General features: G+C 33.7%; 18 protein-coding genes and 1 pseudogene. 10 read left to right on the forward strand and 9 right to left on the reverse strand.

The genetic code is table 11. From position 1 onward, the window contains the following. Positions 1–269, reverse strand: a pseudogene (locus PHI38_RS05135) (1-aminocyclopropane-1-carboxylate deaminase); the annotation flags it as partial. Positions 270–272: 3 nt separating this feature from the next. Beyond that, entirely contained in the window at positions 273–1,106 is an 834-nt protein-coding gene (locus PHI38_RS05140; RefSeq protein ID WP_299853531.1) for a peptidylprolyl isomerase, read from the reverse strand. Positions 1,107–1,190: 84 nt separating this feature from the next. Between PHI38_RS05140 and nth the strand changes: the two genes are divergently transcribed. Both nth and PHI38_RS05150 read left to right on the forward strand, forming a co-directional pair. Beyond that, the gene (gene nth, locus PHI38_RS05145) at positions 1,191–1,832 is read left to right on the forward strand and encodes an endonuclease III (RefSeq protein WP_299853533.1); all 642 of its coding nucleotides are present in this window, start codon (positions 1,191–1,193) and stop codon (positions 1,830–1,832) included. A 37-nt stretch (positions 1,833–1,869) separates the two neighbouring features. Continuing rightward, complete coding sequence (locus tag PHI38_RS05150) at positions 1,870–2,109, forward strand: hypothetical protein (protein WP_299853534.1); 240 nt, start codon at positions 1,870–1,872, stop codon at positions 2,107–2,109. A gap of 3 nt (positions 2,110–2,112) precedes the next feature. On the opposite strand, the gene cmoA is transcribed toward PHI38_RS05150, so the two are convergent. Further along, complete coding sequence (gene cmoA / locus PHI38_RS05155; protein ID WP_299853536.1) at positions 2,113–2,820, reverse strand: carboxy-S-adenosyl-L-methionine synthase CmoA; 708 nt, start codon at positions 2,818–2,820, stop codon at positions 2,113–2,115. A gap of 84 nt (positions 2,821–2,904) precedes the next feature. On the opposite strand from cmoA, the gene PHI38_RS05160 reads away from it, so the two are divergent. Continuing rightward, a complete protein-coding gene (locus PHI38_RS05160) occupies positions 2,905–3,207 on the forward strand; it encodes a hypothetical protein (RefSeq protein ID WP_299853538.1) in 303 nt (100 codons plus the stop codon). A 1-nt stretch (position 3,208) separates the two neighbouring features. Here the strand turns inward: PHI38_RS05160 and fbaA are convergent, their stop codons facing one another. Next, positions 3,209–4,282, reverse strand: coding sequence for a class II fructose-bisphosphate aldolase (gene fbaA / locus PHI38_RS05165; RefSeq protein ID WP_299853540.1), 1,074 nt, complete (start codon positions 4,280–4,282; stop codon positions 3,209–3,211). A gap of 115 nt (positions 4,283–4,397) precedes the next feature. On the opposite strand from fbaA, the gene PHI38_RS05170 reads away from it, so the two are divergent. From PHI38_RS05170 to PHI38_RS05195, 6 genes are all read left to right on the forward strand, one after another. Continuing rightward, a complete protein-coding gene (locus PHI38_RS05170) occupies positions 4,398–5,087 on the forward strand; it encodes a hypothetical protein (protein WP_299853542.1) in 690 nt (229 codons plus the stop codon). Beyond that, positions 5,068–6,738 (forward strand): flagellar assembly protein A, encoded by a 1,671-nt coding sequence (locus tag PHI38_RS05175; RefSeq protein ID WP_299853544.1) that lies wholly within the window; start codon positions 5,068–5,070, stop codon positions 6,736–6,738. Before PHI38_RS05170 ends, PHI38_RS05175 begins: the two co-directional genes overlap by 20 nt. A 241-nt stretch (positions 6,739–6,979) precedes the next feature. Continuing rightward, on the forward strand, positions 6,980–7,219 hold the full coding sequence (locus PHI38_RS05180) for an XRE family transcriptional regulator (protein WP_299853546.1): 240 nt from the start codon (positions 6,980–6,982) through the stop codon (positions 7,217–7,219). Positions 7,220–7,552: 333 nt separating this feature from the next. Then, complete coding sequence (locus tag PHI38_RS05185; RefSeq protein WP_299853548.1) at positions 7,553–7,837, forward strand: HU family DNA-binding protein; 285 nt, start codon at positions 7,553–7,555, stop codon at positions 7,835–7,837. 130 nt (positions 7,838–7,967) lie between these two features. After that, positions 7,968–8,513 carry a peptidylprolyl isomerase gene (locus PHI38_RS05190; protein ID WP_299853550.1) on the forward strand — a complete coding sequence of 182 codons (546 nt, stop codon included), beginning with the start codon at positions 7,968–7,970 and terminating at the stop codon, positions 8,511–8,513. A 72-nt stretch (positions 8,514–8,585) separates the two neighbouring features. Next, on the forward strand, positions 8,586–10,235 hold the full coding sequence (locus tag PHI38_RS05195) for an inorganic phosphate transporter (protein ID WP_299853552.1): 1,650 nt from the start codon (positions 8,586–8,588) through the stop codon (positions 10,233–10,235). Positions 10,236–10,253: 18 nt separating this feature from the next. On the opposite strand, the gene PHI38_RS05200 is transcribed toward PHI38_RS05195, so the two are convergent. Next, the gene (locus PHI38_RS05200) at positions 10,254–10,754 is read right to left on the reverse strand and encodes a nitrous oxide reductase accessory protein NosL (RefSeq protein WP_299853554.1); all 501 of its coding nucleotides are present in this window, start codon (positions 10,752–10,754) and stop codon (positions 10,254–10,256) included. Between the two features lie 152 nt (positions 10,755–10,906). On the opposite strand from PHI38_RS05200, the gene PHI38_RS05205 reads away from it, so the two are divergent. Continuing rightward, the gene (locus PHI38_RS05205; protein ID WP_299853556.1) at positions 10,907–11,326 is read left to right on the forward strand and encodes a protein disulfide oxidoreductase; all 420 of its coding nucleotides are present in this window, start codon (positions 10,907–10,909) and stop codon (positions 11,324–11,326) included. 49 nt (positions 11,327–11,375) lie between these two features. Here the strand turns inward: PHI38_RS05205 and PHI38_RS05210 are convergent, their stop codons facing one another. The 4 genes from PHI38_RS05210 to hisD all read right to left on the reverse strand — a co-directional run bounded on the left by PHI38_RS05210 (position 11,376) and on the right by hisD (position 17,806). Next, positions 11,376–14,768, reverse strand: coding sequence for a molybdopterin-dependent oxidoreductase (locus tag PHI38_RS05210; RefSeq protein ID WP_299853558.1), 3,393 nt, complete (start codon positions 14,766–14,768; stop codon positions 11,376–11,378). A gap of 12 nt (positions 14,769–14,780) precedes the next feature. Further along, entirely contained in the window at positions 14,781–15,683 is a 903-nt protein-coding gene (gene nrfD, locus PHI38_RS05215; protein ID WP_299853560.1) for an NrfD/PsrC family molybdoenzyme membrane anchor subunit, read from the reverse strand. After that, positions 15,683–16,321 (reverse strand): 4Fe-4S dicluster domain-containing protein, encoded by a 639-nt coding sequence (locus tag PHI38_RS05220; RefSeq protein WP_299853562.1) that lies wholly within the window; start codon positions 16,319–16,321, stop codon positions 15,683–15,685. The genes nrfD and PHI38_RS05220 overlap by 1 nt, the downstream gene beginning before the upstream one ends. Positions 16,322–16,513: 192 nt before the next feature. Then, on the reverse strand, positions 16,514–17,806 hold the full coding sequence (gene hisD / locus PHI38_RS05225; protein ID WP_299853564.1) for a histidinol dehydrogenase: 1,293 nt from the start codon (positions 17,804–17,806) through the stop codon (positions 16,514–16,516). Between the last annotated feature and the right edge of the window lie 153 nt (positions 17,807–17,959).

Genomic DNA, 17,959 nt, shown 5'->3' on the forward strand with positions numbered 1-17,959 from the left:
ACACTCTCATCTTGCATAGCTTGGCCTATAGGCTTTGTATAGTAGATAAACTCCCATCCTTTTTTTTGGCACATTGCAGCAATTGCGAGCATAGCATTTGATTGTGTTCCACCATAAGAGATGATAGTTTTTAGTGAGTTTGAGGGAGTGTTAAGGAGTGTATATAATTTTCGGTATTTATTTCCTGCTAAGTAAGGATCTATCAGATCATCTCTCTTAACAAAAAAACCTCTCCCATCTAAAATAATTTTAGAGATAGGAGAGTTCATAGATTATTTTATTGTAGCTTTTTTCTCTAACTCTTTCATTTTTGCAAGCATTACAGTTTTAGCTTTTTCCATTTTTAATCTTTGTTCGATAAAAGGTTTAACTTCAGCAAAACTCTTCGCTGCTTTTGCTTTTTTATCTTCTATATAGATTACATGATAACCAAATTGTGTTTTAACAGGCTCCATTGTCATCTCTTTAGCTTTCATAGCAAACGCTTTATCATTAAACTCAGGTACCATTTGTCCTTGAGTAAAATAACCTAAATCTCCGCCATCAGAAGCGCTAGCGCATGTTGACTTTGCTTTTGCAAGTTCCATAAATTTATTCTTTAGTGCATCACCTTTTAGTGGCTTTAACTCAGCGATAATACTCTTAGCATCTGCTTCTTTTTCTACAAGGATATGACGTGCATTTACACTTTCATTCTCAACAAACTCTTCTTTGTTTGCATCATAATATTTTTTCAACTCATCATTTGAAATAGCGATTTTATCAATCTCTCTTTTTTGCCAGACTTGAATAGCTATCTCTTTTTGAATTCTTTTAGTTACCTCTTCATACTTTTCTTTGTACTCAGGAGATGTTAGCACACCAGTTTTTTTAGCATCATCATAAACTAACTCTTTAGCAACTAGTTGCTCTAATACTTGTTTTCTAAACTCAGCCTGTTTCTCTGCTGGAACTTGGTTGAATCTGCCTTGTGTTGCAGCCATAAGCTCTTTGTCAACATCTTGTTGAGTGATTTGTGTACCATTTACACTAACTAGCGTTTGCGCTGATAGTGATATTGCTGATAAGAGAGCTAAAGACGATACTAATTTTGTTACTGATTTCATTGCACTTCCTTGATAAATTGGAAAAATTTTAGTTTGTTAATACTAATGATTATTAAACAAGGCTATTTTATATATAATTCTTTTATGAAAAAAGCTACAAAAGAAGAAATTAAAGAGATTCATCAGCTCTTTATTGATAATTATAGCGACGCTGTAACTGAGCTAGATTATAAAAATGCTTATGAATTAGTTGTTGCCGTTGCACTCTCTGCTCAATGCACAGATAAAAGAGTAAATCTTATAACTCCTACTCTTTTTGAGAGATACCCAGATACAAAATCATTGGCAATTGCAGATATAAAAGATGTAAAAAATATTATTAACAGTTGTTCATTTTTTAACAATAAAGCAAAAAATATTATAGATATGGCAAAAAGAGTAGAAGATGTTTATGGTGGCGTTATTCCCATGGATGAAAAAGAGTTAATTACTCTTGGTGGCGTTGGACAAAAAACGGCAAATGTTGTCATGATAGAGTACACAGGAGCAAACTTGATGGCTGTTGATACTCATGTTTTTAGAGTTTCACATAGATTAGGTCTAAGTGATGACACAACTGCATCAAAAACTGAAGCTACCTTGGTTAAAAAATTTAAAAATAACCTTCGCATTCTTCATCAAGGAATGGTGCTTTTTGGACGTTATATCTGCAAAGCAAAAAATCCAAAATGTGATGAGTGCTTTTTAACCTCTTATTGCAAAAGTAAAGAGAGTTTTAAAGTTTGAGTAAACTTGGATTGGTATTTGCTTCAAGAGCATCATGATGAAATATTTATTACTTATATCAACTCTTTTTGTATTCTCTGGATGTGTAAATAAGCATGGCATCTCTATGCAGTATTACAGTGATTGCAAAGAGTACTATGACCTTCAAGGATACTATCATAACGAGTGTGGGGAAGATGACATAATTACACACAAAGAGATACGCCAAAAGGCTTCAGAAGCCTATGATTACGTGGTTGGAGCAGAAGAAGAACAACCTAAAGGAAATGTCTGGTAAAGTCTATTTTATAGCTATAAACGTAGCAAAGTTTGCCCATCTAAAGACTACTTCACAGTGAGAAAAACCACAGTTTTTTGCCATCTTTATATTTTCTTCTTCACTATATGGAATCAAAACATTCTCTAGTGCTTCTCTTTTTTGCACTATCTCATACTCCGAATAGCCCTGCTCTTTTTTAAAGTCATAATAACACTCAATCAAATCTTTATGAAGTTTAGGGTGATGGCTGATTACCTTCTCGCTAAAGATAAACATTCCCTCTTTTCTCAGTGAAGAGGCTATCTTCTTTACAAGCTCTTCTCTTATAAGTGGACGAACAAACTGCAGTGTATAGTTACTTATAAAAAGATCGGCTTCTTTGTAGTCATATTCAAGTATGTCGGCATATTCAAGCACTACATCGGCTCTAAAAGCTTCACACTTTTTTCTAGCTCTCTCTAGCATCGCTTCTGAGTTATCAAGCCCTATAAGAGTCGCTCTATTTTGTAATTTTCTGCTTATATTTATAAGAAGAGTTGCGGTTGAACAGCCTAAATCATACGCAATTGCGCCATCCTCAAGAGCTTTTAGTGCAAAAAATTCGCTAATTTTTAGCGACTCTTTATAAAAAGGTACGCTACGTTGAAGCATATCATCAAACACAGCTGCAACTTCTTCATCAAACTCAAACTGTTTTTTTATTGCTTTTGTAAATACTTTATCATTCATCTTATTTTCCTATTGAGCGAATTTTAACCAAAATCTTATGATAGAGTCTATATAATCCATAAAATTTAAGCACAAGGCGCTTTGATGCAGACTTCAACTATGATGATGATATTTTTTATTTTACTTTTGATTGTAAGCATCTGGAAGATATATGCTTTCTTACCAAACGAACAACTCTTGGATGATGACACAACAAAAGAGGCTCAAAATACTCTTAAAGAGTTGATGATAAAAGTCATAAAAGAAAATAGTGCTGACATAGATAGTAAAAAGCTTTTTGAGTTGATGATTAATGACGCTGAATTTGATAAAGAGAGATTTTGGAGATTTAATCAAAACAAATTAAATAATCTCTTGTCCAAATATAAACAAGAGACTAAGATATAGATTAGTTTCTATTTATTGCATTTAAATCACTAAATGCTTCTTCTACCCTTTTTATAAGTGTTTTTTGTCCATTTCTGAGCCATTTTCTTGGATCGTAATAGTGCTTGTTTGGCTTATCTTCGCCCTCAGGATTCCCTATTTGACCTTGGAGATAATCTCTATTTTTCTCATAATAATCTTTTACACCAACCCAAGTTGCCCACTGAGTATCTGTATCAATATTCATCTTAACAACGCCATAACTAATTGCTTCGCGAATCTCTTGTAGCGATGAGCCAGATCCTCCATGAAATACAAAGTTTACTGGTTTTTCTGTCGTAGAGAATTTATCTTGTATATATTTTTGAGAATTATCTAAAATTTTTGGAGTAAGTACGACGTTTCCAGGCTTATAAACTCCATGAACATTTCCAAATGAGGCAGCAATTGTAAAGTTTTGAGATATTTCGCTTAACTCTTTGTATGCATAAGCAACATCTTGGGGCTGAGTATATAAAAGTGAGTTATCAACACTTGAGTTATCAACCCCATCCTCTTCTCCACCTGTCACACCTAACTCTATCTCGAGGCTTATACCAATTTTACTCATTCTTTGTAAGTATTTTTTTGATATCGCAATATTCTCTTGCAGAGTCTCTTCTGAGAGATCAAGCATATGAGATGAGTAAAGAGGTCTTGAGTTATTTTTATAGTACTTTTCACTCTCATCTAAAAGAGCATCAATCCATGGTAGAAGTTTTTTTGCAGCATGATCTGTATGAAGTATTACTGCTACACCATAACTAACAGCCATCATATGTACATGAATCGCACCACTTACAGCGCCCGCTATTGCTGCTTTTTCATTCTCATTACTTAAGCCTTTTCCTGCATAAAAAGACGCTCCACCATTACTAAACTGGATAATAACTGGCGAATTAACCTTCGCAGCAGCTTCTAATATTGCATTTATAGAGTCTGTTCCAACAACATTTATTGCTGGAATTGCAAACCCATTCTCTTTGGCATGCTGATAAACTTTTTTTACATCATCACCAAATAACACACCCGCATTTACAATATCTAAAATACCCATTATTAAACTCTTTTTATAAAATTTTGTACCTCATTATATTATAGGGTTCATTTAAAATAACTTTTGAAAAACTATAATTATGCTAGAATAACAAAAAAAATATTATGGATTTTGCATGAGATTAACAGTAGATGAATATTGTAAACACTTTAAAATGTCAAAAGAGATGGTTAACTCTAAAATTAGAGCAAAAAAGTTAAATTACATTATTGAAGACTCAAAAACATTTATTATGGTAACAAACATCCCTGTAAACACCCAAAAGTGCGAAGAAAAAGTAACAGAAGAAAAAAAAATACTTACGTCTCAAAATACTCAAGTACCAAAACCAAAAACAACTATAGCGACTGTTCTAACTCTTTTTCAAAAAGAGAATAATTTTTTAAAAAACAAAATCACTAAGTTAGAGACTAAAATAGACAAACTCATAGATGACAAAGAGCAGATGCTTAGAGCTGAGAGAGATAAAATAGAGCAAATATATAGCTCAAAAGATGAACAACTAAAAAATATTTTAACTCTTGTGAATAAAAAAATGCGTTTTGAAAGAGAAAAAGATTCTCTTGATACATCAGATAAACTTGATAATCTCAAGCATCACGGTGAAGCTGAATTGATTCATGATTCAAAACTCATTGAATTAAAAGAGTATTTAAAATCACTCGATATAAAATCATCTCAAAGAAAATTAATAAAAAAACGCTTCTTGGATGCTTATGATAATGATTCGAGAATTATTCATAAAGATGGAAAGCTTTATCTAAATTTTTCTAAATACGATTATAATGATCTGCTTGCTTACTAAAAGATTTAAAACAAAAAATATTAGCACCACCATAAAAAAATACGCCCTAGAGAATGAGTGTTCACCTCTTGAGTTTACTTTCAACATTAACTCCATAGAAACTTACATCAAAACCGTCTCTCAAAAAGATTTTCTACTCTACAATGAAGATATCTTAAAGTACTACAATAACCCACAAAAAATGGTTAACGAGCATGTAGAGATAAAACAGATATTTTTGATAACAGTTAAACAACTTCAAAAGAACATTATAAAATTAGACTATAGTATAGAGTTTTCGCCCAATCAAGAGAGCGTGCATATTATTTTATACCCAGAGTCTCTTATCCCTTATAAAAAGTATCAACCAAAAGAGATCTATCTTCTTCTTTTAAAAGAGTTTAACAATATCAAAGCTTTAAATAATGTTTTAGTAAATATTTTTGATGATGATATGAAAGAGAAGTTGAAACAGTTTGTAAAATATATATATGCTGGAAAATTTATCAAAAAGGTTAAACTTCCTCTACTTATTGGGATTGAACCAGAGATTACAAGAGAGAGTAAACTTATATTTCATTATCTAAATAAAGAATCAAGTCATCAGGTAATAGAGGTTGATGAGCAAGAGATTTTGGTTGAATTTATTAAACCACACTTTGGAAAGAATGGGCTAAATGTATTTGGTGAAATAATTGATAATTTTTATCTAAAAAATAGTGATGATTTAAAATCTCAAATAGATACACAAAGTATTGAGATAGTAGAAGATAGTGATAGAAAAATTTATAAAAGTAAAATAAAAGGGTACGTTCATCTTGATGAAGATAACTTCTATATTGATAACAAAATAAAAATACAATCTCTCTCCCGCGTTGATGATAAGATCGCAAAAGAGGAAAAAAACAACATTGAGGTTATCATTTCTCAACAAGACACATCTCTAGATAGTCTTGGAGAGGGAGTTGAACTTACATCTGAAACTATTCATATTAACGGGCATGTAGGAGCAAAGTCTACTTTAAGGGCTGTAAACCTTACAATTGATGGAGCAACCCATCAAGACTCATATCAAGAAGCTAAATTTGCTCGTATAAATAGGCATAAGGGCAAGCTAAGATGTCATAATGCAAAAATAAACCTCCTAGAAGGTGGTGAGGTTCATGCCACTAATGTTGATATAGAGAACTCTCTTAGTGGCACAATCTACGCAGAAAATGTCACTATAGGTCATGTAAAAAATAATCTTAAGATTTACGCATCAAACTCTATAACAATAAATCTTGTTAGTGGTGAGGACAATCTTTTTAAAATAAACTACAAAGATATTCCAACATTAAAGAGTAAATATAATTACTTATCACAGGAAATTGATGATTTAAAATATAAGCTTGAGGGGGCTAAAAAACATACCCCATCTGAGGTGCCTGCTCTTAAAGAGAAGATGGATGAATTAAAAAATGCACAAGATAAAATTACAAATAGCACTATGAACGCTAAAGTTACAATTTTAAATCCTTTTAGAGGTTTAAACACAATTTCATTTATATTAAACAACGATCAAGAACTTATCTTTAAAACAGAAGCCACCTCCTATAAGCCTTTTTATATAGTAGAGTCCAAAGAGTACCTAACTCTGCACCCAACAAATAAAAAGATACCTAAGAATTAATCTACATCATCAAGATACATTAAATCCAAAACAAAATCTTTAATAATTTTTTATTTTCTTATTTTAAATCATTTTTTTATATCTATTTCATACGTAAAACCGTATAATTAAATACATTAAACATAGTTTACATATTTAATATACCTTTTTATATATGTTTTATAATACTTTTTATGTAATTTAACTTATTTATGTCTCTTTTATATGTATATTTAAGTATTTATCCCGTATAATTTTCTTTATGCAAATTAATGATCTCTTTAACATTCTTCATAACTCTATAGAGGCTAAAAATAATGGGAAGAAAATTTCCCTAAAAGATATGGCTGATTCATTAGGGATATCTATGAGAACATATCAGGATTGGAAGCTAGCGCGTGCGAAGCCTCAAGCAGCTATGACTGTCATGCAAATGCTTGGAAGACTTGAAGATGAAGAGATCATTAGAGCTGTAAGAAAAATAAATAAGCTGAAGGATTAGTTTTATGAGCACACTTACGCAACAAGAGAGAGATGGTTTAGAAGATGTGTTTTTGTCTATCCATACAAATAAAAACAAGTTTTATAAAATGAGAGAATTATCCTCTTACATAACAGATACTAATATAAGTAGTACTACAGCAAAACTACTCAAACAAGCGAAAGTTGGACTAAAAAAGGGGAAATTACTATATTTTTCCTCTTTTTTTAATAAAAAGAAGAAATCTTTAAGCAAATAAACTATAAAGTGTCTTTAGCTGAATTACAGAACTATTAAATTCTATTTTAAAGTTCTGTAATTTCGGAAAATCTTTATAAATTCAAGGGTAGATTTATGAATAAAGCTCAATTCGTTGAACTAGTACAGGCTTGTGGTAATTACAAAACTAAAGTTGAAGCTGAAGCAGCTATCAAATCTTTTACAGAAGCGGTTGCATCTGCTTTAGTAAAAAAAGAAGATGTTTCTCTTGTAGGATTTGGAAGCTTTAGTGCTTCTTTACAAAAAGGTAAAAGTGGTAAAGTTCCTGGAACTAGCAAAACTTATACTACTAAAGATAAAATGGTTCCAAAATTCAAAGCTGGTAAAGGTCTTAAAGACCGTGTAGCTGCTGGTAAGTAATTTCTCTATTTGTCGCAATTTTTTTGCGACAAATCCTTCATAAAATAATCTACTTCTATTTTCTCTCAATTTTAAATTTTACAAAATATAGATACAATAATATTATCAAATTTACTTTTTGGAGAAAAAAATGCAAAAAATAGTTCTTGCTATATTAATGATACTTTCAATAAACATATATGCAAAAGAGAATAATCCGCACGTTATATTAGAAACAACTCAAGGCGTTATTGAAATTGAACTCTTCAAAGAGGTTGCTCCATTGGCTGTTGAGAATTTTATCACACACATAAAAAATGGCTACTATGATGGGCTTGTTTTTCATAGAATAATAAAAAACTTTATGATTCAAGGCGGAGACCCAACAGGAACAGGTAGAGGCGGAGAGAGTATCTGGAACAAACCTTTTAAAGATGAATTCAAAGGTAAGCTATTTGATAAAAGTGGTATTTTAGCTATGGCGAATGCAGGGGCACATACTAATGGAAGCCAGTTTTTTATAACAACTGCACCTACTCCTTGGCTAAATGGAAGACATACTATTTTTGGCGAAGTAACTCCTCAGAGTATTCTTGTAGTAAAAAAACTTGAAAATGTACCAACTCTTGGTCAAATGGGTGCAGATAGACCTATTGAGACACAAAAAATTATAAAAGCTTATATAAAAAAAGATTAAAAAGAAAAAACTTCTAATCGATATGTAATTATATTTACATTACAATCACGCCAATAAATTAAAAGGCATTTAATGGAATTTAAGACTATCTATAAACTTCAAAAAAAAGCGTTAAAAAGAAGTGCGGCTGATTTTACAAGGCTTGGATTTGCTATCTTTTTTATGATAGGTGTTTTAACATTTACCTTTTTAAGTAACGGTGGAATTCCAAATAGCATGTTTCTAGCAGTTGCGGCACTTATTGGTGCTTATATGGCTATGAACATAGGGGCTAATGACGTTGCAAACAATGTTGGTCCAGCAGTTGGTTCAAAAGCATTAACACTTACTACGGCAATTATTATCGCTGCAATTTTTGAGGCTTCTGGTGCCTTAATTGCTGGTGGAGAAGTTGTTAAAACTATCAAAAATGGCATTATTGACATCTCTGCTTTTAATGGTAATCCTGATGAGTTTATTTGGGCGATGATGGCAGCTCTCTTGGCGGCTGCTCTATGGCTTAACTTTGCTACCATGGCCAAGGCTCCTGTTTCAACAACGCACTCTATAGTAGGTGGTGTTATGGGTGCTGGCATTGCTGCTGCAGGATTTAGTGTTGTAAACTGGACAACCATGGGTAGTATCGTTGCTTCTTGGGTTATCTCACCACTCCTTGGTGGAGTTATTGCAGCAGCGTTTCTTTTTTCAATAAAAAAATCAATTATTTTTAAAGATGATAAAGTTGAAGCTGCAAAAAGATATGTTCCATTTTTTGTAGCAGCTATGTCTTTAGCGTTTGTTACATATATCATACTAAAAGGTTTAAAAAGCATATGGCCAAAAATCATAGAGTTTTTAAACCTTCTTCCATTTATATCACTTGAAATTACAAAAAAGCCTGCCTTTTTAATCGCATTTTTTATTGGTTTAATTGTTGCTATTTTTGTATACTTTTTGGTTAAAAAAAGGCTAGCTTCTAGTGTAACCGCTTTAGAAAATACAAAAGATTCTGTAAATACGCTCTTTACTATTCCTCTAATATTTGCGGCTGCTTTACTTAGTTTTGCTCACGGTGCAAACGATGTTGCAAATGCGATAGGCCCATTAGCTGCTATTAATGATGCTGTTATAAATGGTGGAGTATCTTCTAGCGCTTCTATTCCTCTGTGGGTTATGGGTGTTGGTGCATTTGGTATAGCACTTGGCCTTGCACTTTATGGACCAAAATTAATAAAAACTGTTGGAAGTGAAATAACAGACTTAGATCAAATAAGAGCATTCTCAATAGCTATGTCAGCCTCACTTACAGTTATTTTAGCATCTCAACTTGGGCTTCCAGTTAGCTCAACTCATATTGCTATAGGTGGCATCTTTGGTGTTGGTTTTTTAAGAGAGTGGTTGCATATAAAAGATGAACAACACCGAACTATAGAAGAAGACACGCTTATAATCATAGATGAAGAGCTTAACAAAAATGCATATAAACATGAACTAAAAGTTTTACAAGAGAAGAGTGACAAAACTCAATCTGACTATGCAAGAATTGTTGATCTTTATAAACTCATAGCAACTGAGAAGAAGATTATAAAATCAACAAAGAAAAATATTAAAAAAGCTAAAAAAGTCCAATATGTTAGAAGAGATGCAATCAAAAAAATAATAGCGGCTTGGCTCATAACGGTTCCAGTTGCTGCTGTTTTAGCTGGAATTTTATTTTTTACTATTAAGGGTATTATGATTTAAGACTTTGTAGCAGAGATTTTATCTTCTGCTTCTAAAGTCTTTCTTAGCAACTTCTAATGCTTTATAAAAATCCATCACTTCTCCCCCATATTTTTTTTTAAATTCTTCTGCTTCTTCTTTAGTTGAAAAAGCATATTTACTAACTCTGCTCATTGTTCCTTTTACACTACTACCTACAACATAGTAAGCCTTATCAACTCCAATAAATTTTAAACTATTTACATCAACAACTTGAGGATTCTTTAGTGATACACCATCATATAAATGCTCTTGTAAGCAGTGAATTGAACAATATTGATATGTTTTTTCATCAAGAGATGCTGCATGATTTGTTTTATAATACTTTATTAAATCCATTCCACAACGTGGACAAGAGGCATTATGGTTCTCTTTACTTAAAATCATTGCCTCCTTTTTTGTAACTGTTTGAAACATAGCAGACTTTATAGCTACTTCTTTTTGAGAACTACACCCAATAAACAACAGTATAGATACTATTAGAAAAAATATTTTACTCATTACTAACTCCTTCGTTTTTAAAATATTATCAATTAATGGTTACTTTAGTGTTAAAATAAACAAAAAGTTGGTTATTTATGAAAAATAAAATTTTGCATTACATTAAAGAGATTCTTCTTTTTTTATTATTTATAACTATTTTTGCTAATGCTTTGAGTTTATACAGAAGTAATGATTTAAATCAAGCACCTATTGATATAGATAGCTTTAGTTTAATAGATGGAACTTCTTATCTAGTAACTAATAACAAGCCTATTCTATTGCATTTTTGGGCTACATGGTGTCCAACATGTAAAACTGAAGCTGGTAATATCGAAACTATTTCTAAATACTTTGAAGTAATAACTATTGCCACTAAATCTGGGAACAATAACGATATACAAAAATATTTGCATAGCCGTAATTTGACATTTAAAGTTGTGAATGATGAAGATGGTTCAATTGCTGAAAAATTCAATATATCAATCTTTCCAACAACAATTATTTATGATAAAAATGGTGAGATATTTTATAGTGATGTAGGCTATACAACTACATTTGGATTATGGCTTAGGATGTGGTTTGCTAAGTAGAAGTACTAAGTTATAAAATAGGAATAACCTATTTTATAACTACTATATATTATTTATTTATTTTAACAACATACGCTTTGTGAGATAAAGGTACCCAAGGACGCTTAATGTGTTCTGGACGACGAAGTGTAGAATTTTCATCCAATCCACGTGTTAATTGATCTCTCCAACCTTCATATATCTTAAAGTTGTTATCATAATTAACATGGATATCGCCTATTTTATCGCCTGCTTGTGATGGTTCTAAAATAACTTTTTGGTGCCAACAATGCATACCTGATATAGGGTCTGGATGCGCTGCAGCTACAGCATTTTGCCATGAACCACTAAGCCCATCCCACCAAATATTTTCGCTATCTCTGTTATAGTGAGCAAATCTCTCAGCTTTAAACGGTTTGATTCCCTCAATATATCTTAATTTTCCTACTGTTCCATCCATCTGAACTTCAGCTGTTGGTACACCAAAACTATTAAGACCAGCTTTTCCACTATAGTCTTCAATCTTAATCTGTGCGCCTTCATTACCTACATTTTCAGGAGAGTGTGCAACAAATTTAGGGTCATTCATATTTCTAGCAACTGGTTGAGAGTCAACTTTTCCATCTGTTACACCATTTGGAATAGAAACAGAATTAACAAGTTTCCAGCGTCCACCATGATGTGAACAAGCCAATGTTCCAGGAAGAACTCCCTCAGTTGGAACTGCCATAGCAACAAAATACCCAGACTCTAATCCAGTTACACTATCAACAATTCTAACACGAATAGCATCTCCACGTTTAAAGCCTTGGCGAGCTGCATCTCCTGTCGAAATCCAAATTGGATCATGATTTTGAGAGATTTCCATAAGGTGCTTTGAGTTGGCAGAGCGTGTATGGATATTATACGGCAGACGGAAAACTGTATTTAGAGCATACGAGTTTTCCTCAGTCATATAGGAGTGATTTACATGTGACACGATATGAGGCATATCTTTTTTCTCTTGCTCATTTCTTGGATAAAAAGGAATAGCATATTCTGGCCATTTCCAATCATCTGCAAGCCATTCAGCAAAAAAGTCGAGTTTTTTGTCAAGTGTCGCAAAACCTTCCATTTTCTTGCCATCAATCTCAATACCCACTTGTGTTTTTTTACCATCATGTTCAGCTGTAATAACACCTGTTCTCTTATCTATATGAACATGTTTCTTATCATACTTATGACCATGTGAAATGTAGTTTTCACCATCATCTTTTATTTCTCTTTCTTGTGGAGAGTAGATGTGGTTCTCTTCCATCCAAGCACCATGATCTCTCATATATTCATATACAGGAAATTCAGCATTTTTATATCTATCATCTGTCGTAGCTGCTGCTTTAAGATTTGGTAAATTATCCCCAAAAGCTGCGTCATACCACTCAGATATAGTTACAGGTTTACCAGGGTTCTTTTTTGATTCCCACATTTTTTTAATACCAAGATCACCAGTTGGATCTATATAGTTTACACATAGCTCAAACCAGAATTCATTCTCTTCCCAAACTTCTCCAAGACCTGCTTTGATATGTGCTTCAAGTGTAGCACGATTTGGATTATTTGGCTTCCATCCCATTTTCTCTAGTGCAACTCTCATTACAGGTTGACGGAAAGATGTCCAACGAGCTGGCATAGTTGCCTCTGAGTGTTGGTCATGTCTCTCACCTGCTAATCCAACTGGTAAAACATAATCCATATACCAGTTAGTCTCAGACCACACAGGAGAAAGATTCATCGTAAGTTCCATTTTAGATTCATCTTTAAGAACTTCTATCCATCTAAAACCATCTGGATTAATCCATACTGGGTTATACATACGAGGAATATATACAGATAGTTTTTGAGGTACACTAAAGCCTCTATCTATCCATTTTTTTTGCCATTTTGTATCTGTTAAAAGATGTGGTAATAAGAATGACAACTCATATGAAGAGATTGGCCACTCAGGCGGATAGGTAAGCTCATTATAAACATCTATTTTAGGTATATTTACACCAGATTTTCCTTGTCCAATAGTTGAACTTCCACCTTTACCTGCAACAGAAATTACGTGCCAATGATGGAAGAATGTTCCACCCTCTGGTCCTATTGCACCACGAAGAGCGAGTGCAAAATATCCAGTACGCCCGCCTGCCCAACCACCACGATTTCCAGCAGCCGATGCTCTCCAGAAGTATGTTGATATAGATGTTCCAGCCCATAAGAACATATCATATAATGCTTCAAGTTTATAACCAGGAACATGTGTTTCTTTAACTGCATAATCAAGTGTATAAGGAGCATACATCTCTTTTAAAACATCAATAAAGTCTTCGAACTGATTACCTTTTGGAAGTTTAGAAATATATCCTTTACTAACCATAAAGTCCAAATATTTTTTATTATCTAAAAATACTTCCCAGTTAATCCATTTTTTAACAAAATCTTTATCAACTTTGTTTTCATTTAGAATTCTTTGCACTAGGTATAGATAAATTGCTGGTTCAGTTCCAGGCCACGCTGCAATCCAAAGATCTGCCATACCAGCGGAGTTTGACATACGAGGGTCCATAACTACAAGCTTAGCCCCTTTGTTTCTTGCATCTGCAATAAACGATGCAGATTGCTGAAAGTAGTGCCCAGCATCAGCCGCATGAGATGAGTTAAGGAAAATAAGCTTTGCATTAGCCCAATCTGGAGAAGTTCTATCATCATTTGAAAAATGTATAGTTCCTGTACGACCATTTGCTGAACAAATGTTTGTATGTGAATTATAAGAATCCAAACCAAGAGTATGCCAAATAGCTGGAACAAATCCATTCTCATTTGGACGACCAACATGGTACATTACAGATTTTTTAGATACTTCATCACCTATTCTAATAGTATCGCTCATCTTTTTACCGATAGTTGTCATCGCTTCGTCCCAAGTAGTACGAATCCACTTACCCTCACCACGTGCAGAACCTGGAGCACGCTTTAGTGGGAATGCTATACGATCTGGATCATACATTTGTGATTGTGATGCATAACCTTTTGCACAATTACGACCACGTGAAGCTGGATGTAGAGGATTTCCCATATACTTTTTAACAGTAAATGATTTTTTATCAATCCATGCAGTTAAACCACAAGAAGCTTCACAGTTTGAACATGCAGTAGGTATAATCATATAGTCGTTAACTTCTATACCTTCTGGATTTGATTCACTTCTTACTCCGTGGCGATCAATTCCACCTCTTTTCCAATCTTCACCATCTAACTCTTTAAAATCATCCCATTCACTCATCGGTGGATAAAATGATAGAGTGTCTGGAGTATTTGTAAACTTACTGTTACTTACTGATTCAGCAAGAGCATCTGCAGTAAATACGCCTTTTGCTATTGTTGCGCCCGCTACTGTAAAAGCAGCGCCTTTTAAAAATGTTCTTCTACTTTCTAAATACATTCAATATTCTCCCTAACTCATTGGTAATAATTGTGGAATTATTAGCCATACATGTTTAACAATTGCTAAACCTACTAGTGCCAAAACAGCAGCTAGCTTTAATATACTTTCACTTTTACTTGTTCGACTTAAAACGATAAGCAACATTGGTAAAATAAAAGTCATCCATTGACCAAGCCAGAACATAACAGTATATGGTCCATCACCTTTGATGTACTCAAGTATTGCTGCTACTTCTTCTGCTTTCATTGGACCAAATATATACTCTGACATATAGATAATAAATGCCATTAATGCACTTAAACCAAGAATTACTCCAAGACTTTGTTTAGCTTCATAGCTAAGTTTATTTCCACCCATTAAAATCATAGTTGCAGAACCTGCAAGAAGAGCTGCTAAAATCATTTGCGCAGATTCCGTAGGCATTTGCCATAGTTCACGAGCTGTACATTGAGCCATTAGGCCAGCAGTGTAAAGTGTTACTGGTATAGCAAGAAGCGTTACCCATAATAATAGTTTGTCATATGCAGTATCATTTTTCTTGAAACCAAAAAATGCAAGAAGCGTTAATAGTCCTAAAAATATAGTTGCCATCCATGCACCAACAGTAATTGAAGATGTCATATGAGAGTGGAAAAATATATGCCACATTCTAAGTGGTTGATGTAAGTCTGCAAGTGTAAATAATAAGAAAATATTTATAAACACAAAAGCTACTGCAGCAGTTAAGAATCTTAAATTTTTAACTGATTCAGGATGCGTTCTAAGAAGTATGAACAGCATGAAGATAACACCTGTACCAATACTCTTTGCCCACATATTCACAGTAACTAACCATGGCCAAACGATACCCGGTAATGCTACGTCTAAAGTAACTACAGCATTTGTTGCTGCTAAAATCTCATGTGCCGCCATTAATGGTGCCCTCCTACTGGAAGTGTTGTAATCTTAGTAAATAGTGAGTGTCCATCAACTCTATGAGAAGCAAGAGGGTTAAGTGTAGCATTTCCACCACCTACATAGTAATGGTGTGGATTAGTTCCCTTTTCAGGTTTACGCACTTGAACTCCACCTTGATGAACTTGAATATATTTTGATATATTTGAAGTAGGATCATCTAAGTCTCCAAAAATATTTGCTTGAACAGGACAAGCAACAACACATGCTGGCATCATACTTGAAGCAACACGGTGAGCACAATATGTACATTTGTCTGCAGTTTGAGTTAGAGGATCTATATATATAGCTCCATATGGACATGCCATTACACAGCCAGAACAACCAATACAGCGCTCTTTATCTATATTTACAATACCATTTTCTAAATAGTGCAGTGCACTAACTGGACAAATTCTCTCACATGGTGCATTTTCACAATGATTACATCTAAGCGGCGTAAATGTTCTTTTCGTCTCAGGAAAAGTTCCAACATCTACATATTTAACACGAAGTCTCCATGTACTTAGTGGAACTTCATTTTCCACTTTACATGCGATTTCGCACCCTTTACATCCCATACACAGATGTAAATCAACAAGGAAACCCAATTGCATATATTCTCCTTCAGCCTATTTATAGGCAAATTTTAATATTTTGTTATAGCCCATCTTTTTAAAAAAAAAGTTCCTGCTTTAAACATGCCTAAGAACTCTTATTGCAAACATATTATCTATAAAAAGCTTAAACTAGTTATAAAAATGTGATAATTTTGTAATAAATTTGCTCTCTGTGAATATTTGAAAATTTTATTTTCTAAGTCTCACTCTAACTGATTGTTCATGTGCACTTAATCCTTCAGTTTTTGCTATCAATGCGCACTCTTCTCCAATCTCATTTATTGCTTTTGAGCTAAAAGATATTATTGAAGTTTTTTTCATAAAATTCTCAACTCCAAGTGGAGAGAAAAACTTAGCTGTCCCTCCAGTTGGAAGTGTGTGATTTGGTCCAGCCATATAGTCACCAATTGCTTCAGGGGTGTTATGTCCTAAAAATATTGCCCCAGCATGTTTGATAAGTGGTAACAGTTCAAAAGGAGAGAGAGTCGCAACTTCTAAATGCTCTGGCGCTATCTCATTCATAAGCTCAATTGCCTCTTGCATATCAGAAGTCACAATAATAGCTCCTCTTTTTTCAATCGACTCTCTAGCTATCTCCTCACGAGGTAGTTTTTTGAGCCAATTTTCAAGTTCAACTTTGACCGCATCCGCTAATTTTTGCGATGGAGTTATAAGTATAGAGCTTGCCATCTCATCATGCTCTGCTTGAGAGAGCATGTCTATGGCCATATGAGAAGGATTTGCACTATCATCGGCTAGTATCCCTATCTCGCTAGGTCCTGCTATCATGTCGATGTTTACATCGCCAAAAACCATCTTTTTCGCTGTTGCTACAAAGATATTTCCAGGACCAGTTATCACATCAACTTTTGGTATAGTCTCTGTACCATATGCCATAGCTGCAATCGCACTTGCTCCGCCAACTTTATAGACTTTACTAACACCACATAAATGGCATGCTGCTAGGAGAAGCTCATTTGGTTCATTCTCTGGTGTTGGTGTGCAGACTACTATGTTTTGTACTCCAGCAACTTGAGCAGGGATAACGTTCATAAGAAGTGAAGATGGATAAGCCGCTTTTCCTCCAGGGATATAAAGACCTGCGCTATCAACAGGAGTTACTCTTTGCCCTAATATTGTGCCGTTTGGCTCATCATCAAACCAAGATCTTGGCTTTTGTTTCTCGTGATAAGCTTTGATTCTATCGTATGATAGGTGAAGTGCTGATTTTAGATTTTTATCAAGATTTTCATAAGCTTTGCTCATAGACTCTGTAGAGATTTTAAGGTCCAAATCACTCTTTGGAGTCCACTTATCAAACTTTGCAATATGCTCTTTTAGTGCTTTGTTTTTATTATTTTTAATATCATCAATAATTGAACCAACGGTAGCACTTACATGCGCCATATCCATTTTTCCACGATTTAGTAGCTCTTTAAATTCAGCCTTAAAACTAACACTTTTTGAAGTTGTAAAAATCATTCTTTATTGTTTCCCTTTTATAAACTCTTCTTTAACTATTGCTAAAGCTTTTAAAAAATTTTCAGCATCGATTGCACCCATAAGTGGCTGAAACATAGGCTCCCCTTTTGGATATAAAAACCAAATGGCTGGAGTCCCTGGTTGATATAACTC

Source organism: Sulfurimonas sp. (genome assembly GCF_028694895.1).
Lineage (GTDB): Bacteria > Campylobacterota > Campylobacteria > Campylobacterales > Sulfurimonadaceae > Sulfurimonas.

What these genes read in the sequence shown, in the direction of transcription:
- fbaA (WP_299853540.1), bottom strand. Translation starts at nt 4,282, where the DNA reads ATGGGTATTTTAGATATTGTAAATGCGGGTGTGTTATTTGGTGATGAT.
- PHI38_RS05210 (WP_299853558.1), bottom strand. Translation starts at nt 14,768, where the DNA reads ATGTATTTAGAAAGTAGAAGAACATTTTTAAAAGGCGCTGCTTTTACA.
- PHI38_RS05200 (WP_299853554.1), bottom strand. Translation starts at nt 10,754, where the DNA reads ATGAGTAAAATATTTTTTCTAATAGTATCTATACTGTTGTTTATTGGG.
- PHI38_RS05140 (WP_299853531.1), bottom strand. Translation starts at nt 1,106, where the DNA reads ATGAAATCAGTAACAAAATTAGTATCGTCTTTAGCTCTCTTATCAGCA.
- hisD (WP_299853564.1), bottom strand. Translation starts at nt 17,806, where the DNA reads ATGATTTTTACAACTTCAAAAAGTGTTAGTTTTAAGGCTGAATTTAAA.
- PHI38_RS05150 (WP_299853534.1), top strand. Translation starts at nt 1,870, where the DNA reads ATGAAATATTTATTACTTATATCAACTCTTTTTGTATTCTCTGGATGT.
- PHI38_RS05185 (WP_299853548.1), top strand. Translation starts at nt 7,553, where the DNA reads ATGAATAAAGCTCAATTCGTTGAACTAGTACAGGCTTGTGGTAATTAC.
- PHI38_RS05220 (WP_299853562.1), bottom strand. Translation starts at nt 16,321, where the DNA reads ATGCAATTGGGTTTCCTTGTTGATTTACATCTGTGTATGGGATGTAAA.
- PHI38_RS05195 (WP_299853552.1), top strand. Translation starts at nt 8,586, where the DNA reads ATGGAATTTAAGACTATCTATAAACTTCAAAAAAAAGCGTTAAAAAGA.
- cmoA (WP_299853536.1), bottom strand. Translation starts at nt 2,820, where the DNA reads ATGAATGATAAAGTATTTACAAAAGCAATAAAAAAACAGTTTGAGTTT.
- PHI38_RS05190 (WP_299853550.1), top strand. Translation starts at nt 7,968, where the DNA reads ATGCAAAAAATAGTTCTTGCTATATTAATGATACTTTCAATAAACATA.
- PHI38_RS05175 (WP_299853544.1), top strand. Translation starts at nt 5,068, where the DNA reads ATGATCTGCTTGCTTACTAAAAGATTTAAAACAAAAAATATTAGCACC.
- PHI38_RS05160 (WP_299853538.1), top strand. Translation starts at nt 2,905, where the DNA reads ATGCAGACTTCAACTATGATGATGATATTTTTTATTTTACTTTTGATT.
- PHI38_RS05170 (WP_299853542.1), top strand. Translation starts at nt 4,398, where the DNA reads ATGAGATTAACAGTAGATGAATATTGTAAACACTTTAAAATGTCAAAA.
- nrfD (WP_299853560.1), bottom strand. Translation starts at nt 15,683, where the DNA reads ATGGCGGCACATGAGATTTTAGCAGCAACAAATGCTGTAGTTACTTTA.
- PHI38_RS05180 (WP_299853546.1), top strand. Translation starts at nt 6,980, where the DNA reads ATGCAAATTAATGATCTCTTTAACATTCTTCATAACTCTATAGAGGCT.
- nth (WP_299853533.1), top strand. Translation starts at nt 1,191, where the DNA reads ATGAAAAAAGCTACAAAAGAAGAAATTAAAGAGATTCATCAGCTCTTT.